At 62.1% G+C, this 17,307-nt stretch carries 14 protein-coding genes; 5 read left to right on the plus strand and 9 right to left on the minus strand.

From position 1 onward, the window contains the following. Window positions 1–8: 8 nt before the first annotated feature. From hemF to Q7T10_RS14735, 3 genes are read right to left on the minus strand one after another with little or no spacing between them, the layout of a single operon-like run. The gene (gene hemF / locus Q7T10_RS14725; protein ID WP_304749632.1) at window positions 9–941 is read right to left on the minus strand and encodes an oxygen-dependent coproporphyrinogen oxidase; all 933 of its coding nucleotides are present in this window, start codon (window positions 939–941) and stop codon (window positions 9–11) included. Window positions 942–948: 7 nt separating this feature from the next. Continuing rightward, the gene (gene purD / locus Q7T10_RS14730; RefSeq protein WP_304749634.1) at window positions 949–2,241 is read right to left on the minus strand and encodes a phosphoribosylamine--glycine ligase; all 1,293 of its coding nucleotides are present in this window, start codon (window positions 2,239–2,241) and stop codon (window positions 949–951) included. Then, window positions 2,238–2,972, minus strand: coding sequence for a YebC/PmpR family DNA-binding transcriptional regulator (locus Q7T10_RS14735; protein ID WP_304749636.1), 735 nt, complete (start codon window positions 2,970–2,972; stop codon window positions 2,238–2,240). Before Q7T10_RS14735 ends, purD begins: the two co-directional genes overlap by 4 nt. Window positions 2,973–3,030: 58 nt before the next feature. Between Q7T10_RS14735 and Q7T10_RS14740 the strand changes: the two genes are divergently transcribed. Together Q7T10_RS14740 and upp are read left to right on the plus strand one after the other, a co-directional pair. After that, a complete protein-coding gene (locus Q7T10_RS14740; RefSeq protein ID WP_304749638.1) occupies window positions 3,031–4,578 on the plus strand; it encodes a helicase HerA-like domain-containing protein in 1,548 nt (515 codons plus the stop codon). Between the two features lie 74 nt (window positions 4,579–4,652). Further along, window positions 4,653–5,282 (plus strand): uracil phosphoribosyltransferase, encoded by a 630-nt coding sequence (gene upp, locus Q7T10_RS14745; protein ID WP_304749663.1) that lies wholly within the window; start codon window positions 4,653–4,655, stop codon window positions 5,280–5,282. 126 nt (window positions 5,283–5,408) lie between these two features. On the opposite strand, the gene Q7T10_RS14750 is transcribed toward upp, so the two are convergent. From Q7T10_RS14750 to Q7T10_RS14760, 3 genes are read right to left on the minus strand one after another with little or no spacing between them, the layout of a single operon-like run. Then, window positions 5,409–6,089 (minus strand): PilZ domain-containing protein, encoded by a 681-nt coding sequence (locus tag Q7T10_RS14750; RefSeq protein WP_304749639.1) that lies wholly within the window; start codon window positions 6,087–6,089, stop codon window positions 5,409–5,411. Between the two features lie 39 nt (window positions 6,090–6,128). Then, window positions 6,129–8,357 carry a bifunctional (p)ppGpp synthetase/guanosine-3',5'-bis(diphosphate) 3'-pyrophosphohydrolase gene (locus Q7T10_RS14755; RefSeq protein ID WP_304749641.1) on the minus strand — a complete coding sequence of 743 codons (2,229 nt, stop codon included), beginning with the start codon at window positions 8,355–8,357 and terminating at the stop codon, window positions 6,129–6,131. Window positions 8,358–8,375: 18 nt separating this feature from the next. Then, a complete protein-coding gene (locus Q7T10_RS14760; protein ID WP_304749644.1) occupies window positions 8,376–9,347 on the minus strand; it encodes an alpha/beta fold hydrolase in 972 nt (323 codons plus the stop codon). A 112-nt stretch (window positions 9,348–9,459) separates the two neighbouring features. Here Q7T10_RS14760 and Q7T10_RS14765 point away from each other — a divergent pair, with 112 nt between their 5' ends. Continuing rightward, window positions 9,460–10,230 (plus strand): 3-hydroxybutyrate dehydrogenase, encoded by a 771-nt coding sequence (locus Q7T10_RS14765; RefSeq protein WP_304749647.1) that lies wholly within the window; start codon window positions 9,460–9,462, stop codon window positions 10,228–10,230. 67 nt (window positions 10,231–10,297) lie between these two features. Here Q7T10_RS14765 and Q7T10_RS14770 read toward each other — a convergent pair whose 3' ends face one another. The 3 genes from Q7T10_RS14770 to Q7T10_RS14780 all read right to left on the minus strand — a co-directional run bounded on the left by Q7T10_RS14770 (window position 10,298) and on the right by Q7T10_RS14780 (window position 14,848). Beyond that, the gene (locus Q7T10_RS14770) at window positions 10,298–12,784 is read right to left on the minus strand and encodes a serine/threonine protein kinase (RefSeq protein ID WP_304749649.1); all 2,487 of its coding nucleotides are present in this window, start codon (window positions 12,782–12,784) and stop codon (window positions 10,298–10,300) included. 97 nt (window positions 12,785–12,881) lie between these two features. Then, window positions 12,882–14,168 (minus strand): C69 family dipeptidase, encoded by a 1,287-nt coding sequence (locus tag Q7T10_RS14775; RefSeq protein ID WP_304749652.1) that lies wholly within the window; start codon window positions 14,166–14,168, stop codon window positions 12,882–12,884. A gap of 11 nt (window positions 14,169–14,179) precedes the next feature. After that, on the minus strand, window positions 14,180–14,848 hold the full coding sequence (locus tag Q7T10_RS14780; protein ID WP_304749666.1) for an SIMPL domain-containing protein: 669 nt from the start codon (window positions 14,846–14,848) through the stop codon (window positions 14,180–14,182). Between the two features lie 789 nt (window positions 14,849–15,637). On the opposite strand from Q7T10_RS14780, the gene ompR reads away from it, so the two are divergent. Further along, complete coding sequence (ompR, locus tag Q7T10_RS14785; RefSeq protein ID WP_304749655.1) at window positions 15,638–16,369, plus strand: two-component system response regulator OmpR; 732 nt, start codon at window positions 15,638–15,640, stop codon at window positions 16,367–16,369. 47 nt (window positions 16,370–16,416) lie between these two features. Then, window positions 16,417–17,307: sensor histidine kinase (locus tag Q7T10_RS14790; RefSeq protein ID WP_304749669.1), on the plus strand; the 891-nt coding region annotated here is incomplete at its 3' end.

The following is a 17,307-nucleotide window of genomic DNA, read 5'->3' on the forward strand; positions in this document are numbered from 1 at the left end:
GCCCCATCTCAAACCCAATCCCTGCGCACCAGGAACCTGGCGTACAAATCTGCTTCGGGTGTACCGGCTTCAGGGACATTCTGATACGACCAGCTCACCAGTGGCGGCATGGACAGCAAGATGGATTCAGTCCGCCCTCCTGACTGCAGGCCAAAATGCGTGCCGCGATCCCACACCAGATTGAACTCCACATAGCGGCCTCGGCGGTAGAGCTGAAACGCGCGCTCCCGCTCACCATAGGCCAAGCCCTTGCGACGCTCCACAATCGGCAAATAGGCTGTCAGGAAGGCATCGCCCACCGACTGCATCATGGCCAGACTGTCATCAAATCCCAGTTCAGAGAAGTCATCAAAAAAAATGCCCCCCACGCCCCGCTGCTCGGATCGGTGTTTCAAATAGAAGTACTCGTCACACCAGGTTTTGAAGCGTGGATATTTGTCGCTGCCATACGGCTCGAGCGCAGTCTTGCAGGCAGCATGGAAATGCACCGCATCGTCCTCGAAACCATAGTAGGGCGTCAAATCCATGCCGCCGCCAAACCAGCAGACTTCCTGGCCGTCGGGCCCTGTTGCTGCGAGCATGCGCACGTTCATGTGAACCGTTGGCACATAGGGATTGCGTGGATGAAACACCAGCGACACGCCCATGGCCTCAAAAGATGCACCTGCCAGTTCCGGTCGGTGCTGTGTGGCCGAAGGCGGCAACCGGGGGCCCCGCACGTGCGAAAAACCGCACCCGGCACGCTCAAATACCGGACCGCCCTCCAGAATCTTCGTGATGCCGTTGCCTTGCAGTACCTCGCCGGGTTCCTTTTGCCAGGCATCGGTCAGGAAAGCAGTGCCATCCACATCGGCGATGGCTGAAGTGATTGTTACCTGCAAGCCCTGCAGGTAGCGGCGTACTGCCTCGGTTCTCGAAGTAGTCAGGTCTGGCACATTCATGAGTGATCTATGTTTTGGCAGCGCGATGGCCAATATCAGTGCGGTACTGCATGCCATCAAAATGAATGCCCAGGGCTACTTCGTAAGCCCGCTGCTGCGCCTGCCTGACATTGTCAGCCAGCACGGTGACGCACAATACCCGCCCGCCGGACGTAACAATATCGGCCTCCTTCATGGCCGTACCTGCATGGAATACGACAGCATCTTCCGCCTCGGGCGGCAACCCGGTGATCACATCGCCCTTGCGTGGATGCAAGGGGTAACCGTGCGCCGCCATCACCACACCCAAGGCAGTGCGACGATCCCACTGCAACTCGATGTCGTCGAGCCGTCCATGCGGGCCCGGCTGGGTGGCCGCCATCATCACGTCCACCAGATCAGTCTTGAGTCGCATCAGGATCGGCTGCGTCTCGGGGTCGCCCATGCGGCAGTTGAACTCCAGTGTCTTGGGGTGTCCGCTGGCATCGATCATCAGCCCGGCGTATAAAAAACCCGTATAGGGAATGCCGTCTTTTTCCATGCCGCGGATCGTGGGCAAAATGATTTCACGCATGGCGCGGGCATGGACATCGGGCGTCACCACCGGCGCGGGTGAATAGGCGCCCATGCCGCCCGTGTTGGGGCCCAGGTCACCATCCAGCAGGCGCTTGTGGTCCTGGCTGGTAGCGAGCGGCAATACATTCTTGCCATCGCACATCACGATGAAACTGGCCTCCTCACCGGACAAGAACTCTTCAATGACGACTCGTGCGCCACCCTCGTTGTGTGTGACGCCCAGGGTGTTGTCCACCAGCATGAAGTCAACCGCTTCGTGCGCCTCCGCCAGCGTCATGGCCACCACCACGCCTTTGCCGGCGGCCAGGCCGTCAGCCTTCACGACAATGGGCGCGCCCTTCTTGTCCAGATAGGCATGCGCCGCCGCCGGGTCCGAGAAAGTCTCATATTCCGCCGTGGGAATGCCATGGCGCTTCATGAAGTCCTTCGAGAAGGCCTTGGAACTCTCCAATTGGGCCGCAGCCTGGCTCGGGCCAAACACGCGAAGCCCGTGCTTGCGAAACTCATCCACCACGCCGGCCGCCAGCGGCGCTTCCGGCCCCACCACGGTCAGTTCAATTTTCTTCGCAATGGCCCACGCACGCAGCTCATGGACCCCCGTGATATTGACGTTCTCAAGCCGTGGGTCCAGGGCAGTACCGGCGTTGCCAGGCGCCACATAAATCATCTGGACCTTGGGCGACTGGGCCAACTTCCAGGCCATTGCATGTTCACGGCCACCGCCGCCAATGACAAGGACGTTCATAGCGCTGCGCTGTCGATCTGGGCGTTGTGGTACACGGCTTGCACGTCGTCCAGTTCCTCCAGTACGTCCAGCAGTTTTTGCATGCGCACGGCATCATCGCCGGTGAGCTCGATCGGGTTCTCGGGACGCATGGTCACCTCGGCCATTTCAGGTTTGAGACCGGCGGCGTCCAGTGCGTTCCTGACCGCCTCAAAGTCGACATAGGCGGTCAATACCTCAATGGCACCGTCATCGTCCGTGATCACGTCTTCGGCACCGGCTTCCAGCGCCACTTCCATGACCTTGTCTTCGTTCGTCCCTGGGGCAAAAATGAGCTGCCCACAATGCTTGAACTGAAAGGCCACCGAGCCCTCCGTGCCCATGTTGCCACCGTGTTTGGAGAAGGCGTGGCGCACTTCGGCCACCGTGCGCACCTTGTTGTCGGTCATGGTGTCCACCAGGATCGCCGCACCACCGATGCCGTAGCCTTCGTAACGAATCTCTTCGTAATGCACACCCTCCTGATTGCCGGTGGCCTTGTCGATGTTGTATTTGACGCGATCCGCCGGCATGTTGGCCGCCTTGGCCCGGTCCACCGCCAGGCGCAGGCGCGGATTGGTGCCCAAATCCCCGCCACCGGCCCGGGCCGCCACCGTGATTTCACGGATGATGCGCGTCCAGACTTTCCCCCGCTTTTCGTCCTGTCGGCCCTTACGGTGCTGAATATTGGCCCATTTACTGTGTCCTGCCATGGGGAATCCTTCAAAAATTCGTTACGCTACTGGCTCAATTGTACTTTTTGGGAATCTCATGTCTGATCCGATCCTGATTGCACAGCACGGCGATATCCAGTGCTTCCTGCGGCCTGACAAAGCCAACCGGCACGGTCTCATCACCGGTGCCACCGGCACGGGCAAGACAATCACCCTGCAAACGATGGCCGAGGGGTTTTCCCGCATCGGCGTGCCAGTGTTCATGGCCGACGTCAAAGGCGATCTCACGGGCATCTCGCAGGCCGGCACATTGGGATCAAAACTGGCCAAAGTCCTCGCCGAACGAGCGATTGCTACTCCTGAATTTGTAGCGTTCCCCACCACACTGTGGGATGTTTTTGGTGAACAGGGGCATCCCGTGCGGGCCACGGTCAGCGATTTGGGGCCGCTGTTGCTGGCGCGCATGCTCAACCTGAATGAGACCCAGGCGGGTGTGCTGCAACTGGTGTTCAAGATCGCCGACGACGACGGCCTGCTCCTGCTGGACATGAAAGACCTGCGCGCCATGTGCAAGTTGGTGGGTGACAACGCGTCAGACTTCACCACGGAATACGGCAACATCAGTGCCGCCAGCATTGGCGCCATCCAGCGTGGGCTGATGCAGGTTGAAGCGCAGGGTGGCGACCAGTTCTTTGGCGAGCCCATGCTCAACATCGAGGATTTCATGCAAACCGACGCCAGCGGGCGCGGTGTGATCAACGTGCTGGCCGCCGACAAGCTGATGAACTCGCCCCGCCTGTACGCCACCTTTTTGCTTTGGCTGCTCAGTGAGTTGTTCGAAACCTTGCCCGAGGTGGGCGACCTGGACAAACCGAAGATCGTGTTCTTCTTTGACGAGGCGCACCTGCTGTTCGCCGACGCGCCCAAGGTGCTGATGGAGCGCATTGAGCTGGTGGTGCGGCTGGTGCGTTCCAAAGGCGTGGGCGTGTATTTTGTGACGCAAAACCCGCTGGACATTCCGGATTCGGTACTGGCCCAACTGGGCAACCGGGTGCAGCACGCCCTGCGCGCCTTCACGCCACGGGACCAGAAGGCGGTCAAGTCGGCCGCTCAGACCATGCGGCAAAACCCCAACTTCGTTATTGAGACAGCCATTACCGAACTGGCAGTCGGCGAAGCGCTGGTGAGTTTTCTGGACGAGAAAGGGCGTCCTGGTGTGACCGAGCGCGTGTACGTGCTGCCGCCGGCAAGCCAGATTGGTCCGATCAGCCCGGAGCAGCGCCGGGCTCTGATCGCGGGGTCGATCGTGGCCGGCGTCTATGAAAAGGTGCTGGACCGGGAATCCGCCTACGAAAAGATCAAGGGGCACGCCGAGTCGCGCCTGAGCCGCACCCCCGCCACGCCGGCGGCAAGCGGCCAAAAGGGTGAGCAGTCAGCGCCGGGTGATGACAAGACAAAGCCGGCGCAAGCGGAAGGCGGCCTGCTCGACAGCATTGGCTCCATTTTTGGCGGCGGTGCGCGCCGAACCCGCACTTCCGCCGGCGAGCAGCTGATCCGAAGCGCAGCCAGCTCCGTCGGGCGCGAAGTGGGGCGCCAGATCATCCGCGGCGTGCTGGGCGGCATCTTCGGCGGCTCCAGACGCTAGCAACCCCATTTTGCCGCGCACACAACCCGATTCACCAAAGGCCTACCCCCATGATCCCCATCGACCCCTCCGCCATGCCCCAAGTCCATTTGGTCAGCCACCCCCTGGTGCAGCACAAGCTGACCCTGATGCGCAAGAAGGACGCCAGCACCAACAGTTTTCGCCGCCTGCTGGGTGAGCTCAGCAGCCTGATGGCCTATGAGGTCTTTCGCGACATGGCCACGCAGGACGTGGTGATCGAAACCCCGCTGGAGACCATGACCGCCCAGATGATCGACGGCAAGAAGCTGGTGTTCGTGTCCATCCTGCGGGCCGGCAACGGCATTCTGGATGGCGTGCTATCGGTGGTGCCCGGGGCGCGCGTAGGCCACATCGGCCTGTACCGCGACCCCAAGACCCTGCAGCCCGTGGAGTACTACTTCAAGATGCCCAAGAACATGGAGGAACGCGACGTGGTGGTGGTCGACCCCATGTTGGCCACCGGCAATTCAGCAGTGGCGGCAGTGACCCGGCTCAAGCAGCTCAATCCAAAATCCATCAAGTTCCTGTGCCTGCTGACCTGCCCGGAAGGCATCAACGCCATGCACCGGGCCCACCCCGATGTGCCGATTTTCACGGCCGCCATTGACCGCGAACTCAACGACCACGGCTACATCCTGCCGGGCCTGGGGGACGCGGGCGACCGGATTTTCGGAACGCAGTAAGTTCAAACGAAATCAGCCTCCAGCCCTCGTGTTTATTGCCTCACCCGCTCCTGAAACAGGAGCAAGACCAGGCTCGTGACAAGATCGGCATCCCGCCCCGGCGATGCTGCGGAGACCACCCGAGTTTCAACCCGGACGGGACTCGGTCATGTAGTGCAGCACCAGCTTGTCGTGTTGCGTCAAGGCATTGAACGCCAGCCCGGTGAAATAGCCGTCCTGCCCGCTGGTCGTGTTGTTGTGGCAAACGGTCCCGGACAGGACCAACTCAACCGGCGCACCCTCGAAGTCGACGGCGAATGACAAGGTCACCGCCATTCCGACCGCCGCCAGGCTGCTGGCGGACCGGATCATGGCACCAGCGGTGCTGATATCAATCAAGGTGACATCCTGGGCCGGCGCCTCGCCTGGGCCCGATCCGTTTCGCATTGACAGCAGCGCCGGCATCGATGTCTTGATGCGCATGGACTGGCGAACCAGGCGGGCATCTGCATGTTTCGGGTATTGCAGCAAGGCGTACGGAAAGGGCTTCTCAAAAGTCTGCAGCACCTTGGTCAGGAACGAAAACTCGTGCTGGCCCGTGAACCCGCGGACGATGCAGATCTCCCCCTCTTCCAGCCCAGTCTTGGCACCGTCCGGACCGACCGGCCCCACCATGACGCCCTTGCCTTCGATGGCCGCAAGAAACTGAGATTCCTTCTTGGAGGCACCTTCCACGATTCGCTTGGTCTGCAGTGCCATGCCGGGGCGCAAGCGCAAGGCTCGCAGGGGAAGTGTCGATACGCCTGAGGGATTGATGTTGTCGTTCATTTCTTGTTTTTCGTTTGGTTCGGAGATCGTGGCAACGCCTTACCGGCGCCGTGCCGAGCGCACGCCACTGAGCTCCGCCACGATGCCCAGGACCTTGCCCAGCCGCCCCGAATCGGAGACTTCCACGGTGAATGTCATCCAGGCCGTGCCCTTGACCGACTGGGTCTGGACGCCGATCACGTTCATTTTTTCCTTGGTGAATATCTCCGAAATATCCCGCAGGAGCCCCTGCCGGTCGGCGGCTTCGATCGCGACGTCCACCGGATACACCGCGGCATGGGCTGTGGTGGGTTGGCCCCATTCCACTTCAATGACCCGTTCGCCATTTTTGGTCACCATTTCACGCAGGTTGGAGCAATCGGTGCGGTGCACGCTCACCCCTTTGCCGCGGGTGACAAAACCGCAGATCGCGTCCGGTGGTGCGGGCTTGCAGCACTTGGCCAGCTGCGTCATGAGCGAATCCACGCCTACCACCAGCACGCCACCCTTGGCCGCGTTGGCCGCGCTGCGCGGCTTTTTGAGTGGCAGGTAGTCGTCGGCAGGCAGCGCCGGTTCGGGCGGGCGCAGCAGAATCTCGATGTTGCGCAACGAGAATTCGTCCTTGCCGACCACTTCAAACAGATTGTCGGCCGAGTTGAAGCCGAGTTGCGAGGCCAGATCATCGAGTTTGATGGCCGTCTTGCCCAGGCGCTGCAACAGCTTTTCGACCGCCTCCCGGCCTTTGGCCACGGTTTCATTCATGGCCAGCGCGTTGAACCAGGCCCGCACTTTGGCCCGGGCCCGGTGGCTGACCAGGTAGCCCAGTTCGACGTTGAGCCAGTCGCGCGAGGGGCCGCCCTCCTTCGCCACGGTCACCTCCACCGTTTGCCCATTCTTGAGCGGCGTATTCAGCGGCACCATGACGCCATCGACCCGCGCGCCACGGCAGCGGTGCCCCAGGTTGGTATGCACGCTGTAGGCAAAGTCCACTGCAGTGGCACCCTTCGGCAGCTCGACGATCGCCGCATCCGGCGTCAAGACATAAATGCGGTCATCAAATACGCCTTGCTCCTGTGCGCCAGAGAGATCACGCTCCCACGCCAGCAACTGGCGCAGCACGGCAATTTTGGCGTCGTAGGCGCCGCTGGCCGACACGCCGGCGTAACCTTTGGTGCCGGCTTCCTTGTAGGCCCAATGCGCCGCCACGCCGTGTTCGGCGTGATCATGCATGGCCTGGGTGCGAATCTGGATCTCGATCGGCTGCCCGGCCTGGTCACGCACGATGGTGTGCAAGGACTGGTACCCATTGGCCTTGGGCTTGGCAATGTAGTCGTCAAACTCCTCGGTGACCGGTGTGAACCGGCTGTGCACCCAGCTCAAGGCGGCATAACAGTCGCGAACATCCGACACCACGATGCGCAACGCCCGGATGTCATACACCTGATCAAAACCGAGCGACTTGCCACGCATCTTCTTGACGATGCTGTAGATGTGTTTGGGTCGGCCCTGCACCGTGGCCGCAATGCCTTGCGCTTTCAACTCCGTCTCCAGGAGTGCACGCAAGTGCTCCATCTGGGACTCCCGCTCGGAGCGTGTTTCGTCCAGCAGTCTGGCCACCTGCCGGTAGGTATCGGGCTCCAGAAACCGGAAGGACAGGTCTTCCATCTCCCACTTGATTTCCCGAATGCCCAGGCGGTTGGCCAGCGGCGCAAACACCTGCAACGCTTCGCTTGCAAGACCGGCCGGCACCGGCAGCTTGGTCGCAGCGAAGAAACGCAACGTCTGCAGGCGCGAGGCCAGGCGCAGCATCACGACACGCAAGTCGCGCGAGAACGCCAGCAGCATCTTGCGCACGTTCTCGGTCTGAGCGGCGGTAGTTTGCGCCATGGGGATGGCCGTCGCCGCCCGCGCGCTGGCGACCTGCGCCTGCCGTGCCTGACGCTGCACCCGCACCAGCTTGGTGGTTTCCACCGCCAGCGCCGCAAAGTTGTCACCAAAGGCTTTGGCAATCACCTCCTGCGGCTTGTTCAGGTGATCGCAGGCATAGACCAGATAGCTGGCCGCCTGCATCGCCTCGGAGCCGCCAATGCTTTTCAAGATAGCGGCCACGGCATCGGCGTGCGCCAGGATGTTTTCACCGGTGTCCAGGGTTTCACCGGCCAGCAACGGCTCGGCGAACGCGCGGGCGCGCGCCAGCGCATTGACCTGCTCGGGCAGGCTCTGTGCCGTGGCGGCAATCAGTTGCGGTACAGGCGCCGAGCCGTTGTGCCCAGCCGTCAGGCTCTTCATCCGGAATCCACCCAATCTCTAGTCAAGCAGGAAGGAGACCACCGTTTGCACCTGGTCGTCCGCGATGAAGGTCGGCGCATGACCGACCCCTTCAAACTCCACCAGACGCGCCCTGGGGCCGCGTTGTGTCATCGCCTGTGCCGTCTCATGCGACAGCAAGTCAGACAGGGCTCCCCGCAGCAACAGGGTTGACGCCGTGATGTGGTCATACACCTGCCACAGCATGGCTTCCGATTGCAGGGCAGACTCCTGCGTCATGGCGCGAAACGGCACCGCGATGGCTGGGTCGTAATGCAACTTCACGCTGCCGGCGGCGTCGCCCACCGGCTTCACCATGTGGCGCGACAACGCCAGCCACTGCGCCGGCGTGTGCGGCCCGAAACTGGAGGACATCGCCCACATCGCATCGGCCGCCTGCTGCACCGAGGCGAAGTGACCCGACTGGCCCAGGTATTCACCAATGCGCTGCAGGGCCTGCCACTGAATGATGGGGCCGACGTCGTTCAACACCAGACGCCGTACCGGTACAGACAGCGCCCCCACGCTTGCCACTTCGTGTGCTGCGCTGCCCCCCAAGGGGGCCTTCGCGCCTTGGGACGGCCCGGCGTCGCTCAAGCCGAGCTGCGCACACACCACCAGGCCAATCAGTCCCCCCATGCTGGTGCCAACCCAGTCCAGGGTGGCCGGTTTGAGTTGGGCGAGCAAGACCAGCATGTCGGCGGCGTAGTTGGGGATCTGGTAGCCCATCGGATCTTTCAGCCAATCGCTCTGGCCGCGGCCCACCACATCGGGACAGACCACGCGGATGGTGTCACCCGCCCTGGCGCACAAGGCGCGCGCCAGCACATCGAAGTCACGCCCCTGGCGCGACAGGCCGTGGACACAGACCACCACGTGGGTGCTTTGCGGATTGCCCCACTCCCAGTAGGCCATGCGATGACCACCCGCGGCATCGGGACACAGTACGTAATTCAGCGTAGGTTCAGACATGGTGCAATAAACTTTGATAATGGCAGTGTGTAGCTCGATGGGGGACACCCGTCGCCGTCACCACATCCTAATTCAATCGCAGTGCCCCGCTGTCCACTTACGGAGAAACACCATGCTAAAAGGCAAAACAGCCCTCGTCACCGGATCTACCAGCGGTATCGGCCTTGGCATTGCCAAAGCCCTGGCCCAACAGGGTGCCAACATCGTCCTCAACGGCTTTGGCGATGTGGAAGGCCCGAAGGCGGAGGTGGCGGCCCTCGGCGTGAAAGTGGACTACCACGGGGCTGACATGAGCAAGCCCGTCGAAATTGAAGACATGATGAAGTACGCTGCCGCCCAGTTTGGCCGAGTCGACATTCTGGTGAACAACGCGGGCATCCAGCACGTGGCCCGCATCGAGAATTTTCCCACTGAGCGCTGGGACGCCATCATCGCGATCAACATGAGCAGTGCCTTCCACGCGACCCGGCTGGCCTTGCCCGCCATGCAGGCCGCTGGCTGGGGCCGCATCATCAACGTCGCATCCATCCACGGGCTGGTCGGCTCGGCCGAGAAATCTGCCTACGTGGCCGCCAAGCACGGTGTCGTCGGCCTCACCAAAGTGACCGCCCTGGAGAACGCCACCACGGGCATCACCTGCAACGCCATCTGCCCCGGCTGGGTGCTGACGCCACTGGTGCAAAAACAGGTCGATGCCAAAGCCGCCGCACAGGGCATCTCCAATGAGGCGGCCATCCGACAGCTGCTGGGCGAAAAAGAGCCCTCCATGCAATTCACGACGCCTGAGGAACTGGGCGCGCTGGCCGTTTTCTTCTGCTCACCGGCGGGCAACAATGTGCGCGGCGTGGCATGGAACATGGACGGGGGCTGGACGGCGCAGTAATGCTATTACTTTTATAGCTACTGACGCATACAGGACGGGGGCTAAGAGCTTAAAATGTTCGCAACCATCAGGTGGATTGCTTGAACGCCATCACCGCCTGATTGCGCAGCGTGCGCAGCAGCGCGAGTTCTTTCTCATCCAGCGCCAATCCGCCCTTCTCCCCTTTGTCGGCATAGATCAGGCCGAACGGCTTGCCCTTGATGATCAAGGGCAGCAACAAAAAGGTGGGGGCGTTGATCCCCTTGCGATACCAGACCGGCAGACGCTCGGCGAGACGCCCCACTGTGGCATCGCTAATCATGGTGTCGGAGCCCTTGATGCACACCGCCGTGAACAAATCCGGACTGCTGGCCTTGAGTGCCACGTTGAAAGACTTGACGACGCTCTCGACGTCCTTGCCCAATCCGAACCGCCCGGTCAAGGCATCGGTCTTGGGGTCGCGCATGCAGAAGATGATCCGCTGAAAGTCCATGGCCCGGAACATGGTTTCCAGAATCATGCGCAACACGTCGCTCAGTTTGAAATCTTCCACCATGGCATTGGTGATGTCCTGAATGCCCGCGGTCAGAATCTCCGAGACTCGATGCACATCACGAGGCGCAACTTCGCCAAATTCCAGCGGTGCGGGTTGCGTCGCGTGCAGCTCCAGGGGGCTCAACGTGTCAGGCGGCTCGTCCTGGTGTTCCCTGCGCGCACCACGCGTACCATTATCTTCTTCCGGTGCTTTCAACAGCTTGGAGGCAGCAGAGCCCGCCTTCACCTTGAGATCCATGGCCATCGCCATCTCGATGAGTTTCTTGCGCGCAACGTTCGTGGCTACCTGCACATCCGCGGCGCTGACGCCAATGGTTTTGGCATAGTGTCTGGCCACTTGCGCCAGCCGTCCATCGACCTCCTTGGGATCGGAGTGAAGCAGGATGTCGGCAATTTCATTGGCGGCAACGGCAATCCAGCGCAGGCGTTCGCCAGTTTCACCGGGTGCGCGGGCGGGCGGCTCACCGGTGGGCCTGGTCATGCAGCGCTGAATGCCTTCGGGCAGGCCCCACGCTTTGGCCACACCCAGGCCCAGCGCCTCAAAGCTCAAACCCAGCACACTGGCCGACGCCGTCGCCTCACTGACCGGCTGGCGCGTGGATGAAGTAAGGCCACGCACCGTGCGCGCTTCTTCGGGGAAATAAAACTCCGCCAGCAGGCGCCCCAGGTTCTGGAACAGGGAACCAATGAACGCTTCTTCGCTTTCGCGTCCTACGGGGCACAACTCGCCCGCAATGGAGCCCGCCATCAGGGAGCGCAGAAACTCTTCCTTCAACACATGGGCATGCGCTTTGTCCTGCATGTGCTCCAGCAGCACCAGGCTGAGCGCCATGTTGCGAATGCCGTTGAACCCCACCAGCGTGACGGCCCGCGATACGGTGCTGATACTGCCGCCCCGTGCGTAGTGCGCGCTGTTGACCAGGCGCAGCAGCTTGTTGGTCAGGGCCACATCCTTCAGGATTTCGTTGGTGACGCTGCCAACGCTCTCGGTCTCGGAATTGGCCATGCCCTGAATGCGAACCACCGAATCCGACATGGCGGGAAAATCGCTTTTGTGACGCATGCGGCGCAGCAGGAAATCCAGCGTGCTGCTGCCCTGGGCGCCTGCGGACCCCTCGGTCTCCCCCGCTGCGGCTCTGGATGCGGCGCCGGACCAGCGCGCGAGCTCGTCACGAAAAGCCTTCGCACTGGGGTGGCGCTGCAGGGGGTCGCGGGCGATGGCGCGCAACACGATGGCACGCAGCCCGTCGTCCACCTCGGCACTCAGGTCTGCCGGCAGCGCGAGCTGCTCGTGGACGACGCGGTAGATGGCACGGTAGGGATCACGTTCCGCGATGAGCGGCTTGCCGGAGAGCAACTCGGCCAACACCAGGCCAGCCGAAAAAACATCCATCAAAGCCGTGGCGGGCGTTCCCTGGGCGGCTTCAGGCGACATGTAGCCGGGTGTGCCGCCATCGATTGCCGAAACGCCTGCGCCACCCGCGCCCGCCATGCGCGCCGCAATGCCGAAATCCATCACCCTGGCCCGACCTGCTTCATCAACCAGCACATTGGAGGGCTTCAAATCCCGATGGACAACCCCGGCGGCATGGGCCGCAACCAGTGCGTCCAGCACGTCCGTCATGAGCGCCACGCATTCCACCGGCGGCAAGGCGCCGCGTTTGCCGAGAATGGTGGCGAGGGTCTGCCCGGGAACGTACTCGAATACCAGGTAGGGCTGCTGATCCTGCACGTCAGCCTCGAACACCGGAACGATGTTGGGATGCGTCAGGCGGCTGACGCTGCGGGCTTCCTGCAGCCATTGTGCAATCGCGGAGGCGTCGGAGCCTTTGCCCACTTTCATCAGCTTGATCGCCACATCCCGCTCCAGTCGCGGATCAAACGCCTGCCAGACGACGGACTGTGCGCCCTGTCCCAGGATGCGTCGCAACTCGAAACGCCCCAGCATGGAAGGCGCCGACTGCGCCGACTGGCCGGTCGCCAGTCTCTTGATAGTGGAGAGCGGTGAAAAATCAACCATGAGTCAATGTATGCGGGGGCACCGAAATAAAACGTGAGTTCGTGACGCGAGTATGACACTGATGCCGACCGTCAGCAGCCCCCCGCCACAAGAGCTGTCAACCGGGGAAACGGGCGCCGACGGCTTCTGCTTCGCGGCCGGCGCACCGGCGCCACCAACGGCCGAGGCGCCCCGGCGCATGAAATTCGCTCTGTGTTGCGGCGTCGTGCCAGCGCGCATGCCAGGCAGCAGCCTGCGCCGCCATGGCAGGCCAATGGGGCGCAGACCCATCCGCCGCAGCAAGCAGACTGGTTTCCAGCGCATCGCGCTCAGCGTGCAAGCGCTCCCGGAACCCCTGGTCGAACAAGGCGCGGTGATGGACGGCTTCAAAGGAAGCCCAACGGCTCTGCGCCACGGATGAGCCGGGCGACAAAACCAGCCCGTCAGTCGATTCACTGTCAAAGGCCGCGGGCTGAAACAGTGACAGGCAGGGCGCGGCTGTGCCGGTGGCCGCGTAGCGAACGTCGCCCGGTGCCAGGCGTGCAATCAGCGAGGCAGTGGTTTGCGAAGGACGCAAGACGCTGCCCGCATGCAGACACACTTGCCGGTTGTCATGGGCCGAGAAGTCGTCCCCGTGTTTGCCGTGGTCCCGCAGCCGCCGGGCCAGCGCCGCCCATCCGGGCACGAGGCCGCCGGCCAATGCCTGGGCATTGAGCGCCCGGCGGCGGTGTGCACCGCCCACGAAGGCGTACAAAGCGGTGTCGAACGCATTCGCGAAATGAAAGTCACCGCGGCCATTCCAGCAGCCCAGACGCCTGGCCTCGTCCTCAATTCCCGGGCAGGCCAGATCGTAGTCCGAGCCCAAAGAGTAGCAATTGGATATGGCCCAGGCGTCGACGCGCTTGGCAACCCACAACCGTCCGGCCGTCTCAAGCACCCAGGCCTCATGCGGGTCCGCCAGGAGGAAGCTGTTGTCATATCGGAATTTTTTATCGCGGTAGCCGGCGGGGCCGCCCTGCCCGTACTGTGTCAGATGCCCGACGATCAGATCAAGCGCTTCGCGCGCCGTTCTTGCCCGCTCAAGGGCCAGCCGCAACAAGTCCATGCCCAGCAGCGACTGCCCCCGCCGGTCCACCAGCTTGCTGAACACGGCCTCATTGCCAATCGCCAGACCGTGCTCATTGACGCCCATCTCCCCGCCCCAGACCCAGCACGGCTGTGACAGCAAGACGGCATGACGGTCAGCGCACTGTGGAACATCGATGTAGCTGGTGCGCACCGTCGCGGCAGGGTCGCCGCGGACGGGCGCAATCCGGATGAGTGACTGGGGCTCGTCTGGTTCGCGGTCACTGTTCTTGGCAAACCAGGTGACACCGGCCCTGCGAATAACGAGTGTGTCGCACACGGGCCGTCACCCTATTTCAGTTGCACGGACCCCGACACCGTCACCACCACCGACGTCTTGCCCGCTTCGACCGGCACTGGCGTATCGGCCATTGCCGTCTTGGCCTCCATCGCCATCACCCGCGGGCGGGGCACAAAGCCCTGGTCGTTGGCGCTGACATTGACTTCGCGCAGGGTATAGCCGCCAAAACCGAAACCTCGGGCGATCTCTGTCGCACGGGCCTTGAAACGTTCAATGGCAATGCCCTGCGCGTCAGCTTCGACCTTGGTGCGCTGCTCGCGACTCAGGCCAAAACTCACGCTACCTACAGTCAGCGTCTGGATCTTGCCGGCCGTGCTGCTGATGCGTGCGAAATCGCGGCCCTCCAAAACCAGTTCGGCCGACCCCTGCCAGCCGATGGATTTGCCATCGCGGCCGTAGCGCGGATACAGGCTGAAATTGCCGGTGCGCACGTCCAGCTGGCCCGCCTGTGCCACTTTCCTGGCCTCTACCAGCGCCGCATCGATCGCAGTCTTGAGTTGACTCTGCACCACGGCGGCGTCAGCACCATCGCGGGTTGTGTTCATGGAAATCGACAGCAGATCCTGCTGCACCTCCACCGTGCCGTTCGCCGCGAGCTGCACCACATTCTGCAACGGAGGATAGACAATCTGTTGAGCAAAAAGGCCTCCAGACCCCATCAATAAAGCACAGGAAGCTATTAATTTAGTAGCAATATTCAAAATACACTCCTCCGAAAATGAAAACAAGGCCCAGCACGCACGGCGCAATCACAGGCTTCGGGCACCGTTGCGCGTGAACGGGTACCGCGCCAATTCTGCGCCACATCGGTCGGTCGCTGATCGAACGTCAGTGGCACAGCGCGAACAGTCGGTGGCATCCGCAGTTCTAAACCAGTCTTGTCGATCGTTGTTGACGCGCCACAAGGGTGCTGCACGAATGCGGGTTTTATTCCTTCCCGACACGCCACCTTCACCATCGGCGTCGCTGGTTCCTGGCGCGGGAAGCTACGGTGCTTTGAGCAGCCTCACGGAGTGTCCAGCCTGGCATCACGGCGCTGCTGACGAAGCTGTTGCCGGAGATCCGCCCTCTCTTGCTGTGACAATTGCCGGGTCAAATACGCCTTTTCCAGCGCCTGATCCTGGCCTTCATCCCCGCGAGCTGCTCGCAGGGCTGACCGCAACTCCGCGCGCCGCTGTTCAGGCGCATTCTGGCCGGTCACATTTTCCCGACTGACCGCAGGCTGGGCCCATGCGCCCCCCGCAACAACAGAAGTGAGAAGAAAAAACCGAAAATGCTTCATATTGCGAAGATAACGCCAAATCCCGTGCCGTCGCTCACCTGCCGCTTGTATAGGTTGACCGGACCGGGCAACATTTGTAACAGTATGTCAACGCTTTCGAAGAATTCCGCAAATCAGACTTTCAACCCTGCAAAATCGGCTTTGTTACAAATTCAGTGGTGCCCTCATGAGCCAAGTCCCCAGCCGCAATGACAAAATTTTGATCGTCGACGACGACGCCCGCATCCGCGACTTGCTTCGGCGTTACCTGACGCAGGAGGGTTTTGAAGTTTTGCAGGCTGAAGACGGCAAGTCGCTGACGCGCATCCTGCTGCGCGAAACCGTTGACCTGATCGTGCTGGATCTGATGATGCCCGGCGAGGACGGTCTGTCGATTTGCCGTCGCCTGCGGTCCGCCAACGACCGCACACCCATCATCATGCTGACGGCCAAAGGGGAGGATGTGGACCGCATCGTCGGTCTGGAGGTCGGCGCGGACGACTATCTGGGCAAGCCCTTCAATCCCCGTGAACTGCTGGCCCGAATTCATGCTGTGTTGCGTCGGCGACCCGTTCATGAAGCCCCCGGCTCCCCGTCAACCGACAACCAGGTGGTCGGTTTTGGGCCGTTTACCTTCGACCTCGGCGCCCGCACCCTGCGCCGGGACAACGAAGACCTGCCCCTGACCACCGGCGAGTTCGCCATGCTCAAGGCGCTGGTACGGCATCCCCGGCAGCCCCTGTCGCGTGAAAAACTGGCTCAGTTGGCGCGCGGTCGCGAGTTCGAGCCGTTTGACCGTAGTCTGGACGTCCAGGTGTCGCGCTTGCGAAAACTGGTGGAAGTCGATGCCGCAGCCCCCCGCTACATCCAGACGGTGTGGGGCGTTGGCTACGTGTTTGTACCTGACGGCGCGAGTTGAGCACCGTGAACGAATCGCAAGCCACCGTCCCCGACATCAGCAGCCCAATGCCCCTGGAGGTGCCCCCCAGAGGCGCCAGGGCGCGCTCCTGGGTGGCCTTGAGTCTTTTCTGGCGCACATTCTTTCTGCTGGCGCTGCTGCTGATTGGCAGCATTCTGGCTTGGCTGCAGACCCTGCGGGCACTGGAGTTTGAACCCCGCGCCATCCAGACCGCGCAGCAAATCGCCTCGCTGGTCAATTTGAGTCGCGCCGCATTGATTCACTCCGATGCCATCGGGCGGGTGTCACTGGTCAAGACCATGAAGGAACAGGAAGGCGTGCGGATCGTGCCGCGCGAACCCGGTGACACCTACGAACCATTTGACACCGATGCGCTGGGTCAACGCATCTCGCTGGAACTGAGCAGCCGCCTCGGACCCGGTACCGTGGTGGCCAACAGCGTCAACCGGGAGGAAGGGCTGTGGGTCGGGTTCACCATTGACGGCGACAACTACTGGATGCTGATGGATCGCGCCCGCTTCAACCGTACCGCCGGACAAACCTGGATGATCTGGCTGATGACGGCTGCCGCGCTGTCGCTGGCGGGCGCCGCCTTGATCGCGCGCCTGATCAATCGACCGCTCAAGCAGCTGTCGTTTGCGGCCAGCCGGGTGCGCGACGGCGATTTCGACGCCAGCACGCTAGATGAAACCGTCGCCACCAGCGAGATCCGGGCCGTCAATATCGGGTTCAACCGCATGACCCAGAAGCTGGCAAAAATCGAGCAGGACCGGGCCATTATGCTGGCGGGTATTTCCCATGACTTGCGCACACCGCTGGCCCGCTTGCGACTGGAAACCGAACTCAGCGTCGACGACAACGAGGCACGCGCCAATATGGCGGCCGACATTGCGCAGCTCGACGCCATCATCGGCAAGTTTCTGGACTACGGACGCCCT

Source organism: Rhodoferax sp. (assembly GCF_030646845.1).
In the GTDB taxonomy this organism is placed as follows: domain Bacteria; phylum Pseudomonadota; class Gammaproteobacteria; order Burkholderiales; family Burkholderiaceae_C; genus Rhodoferax.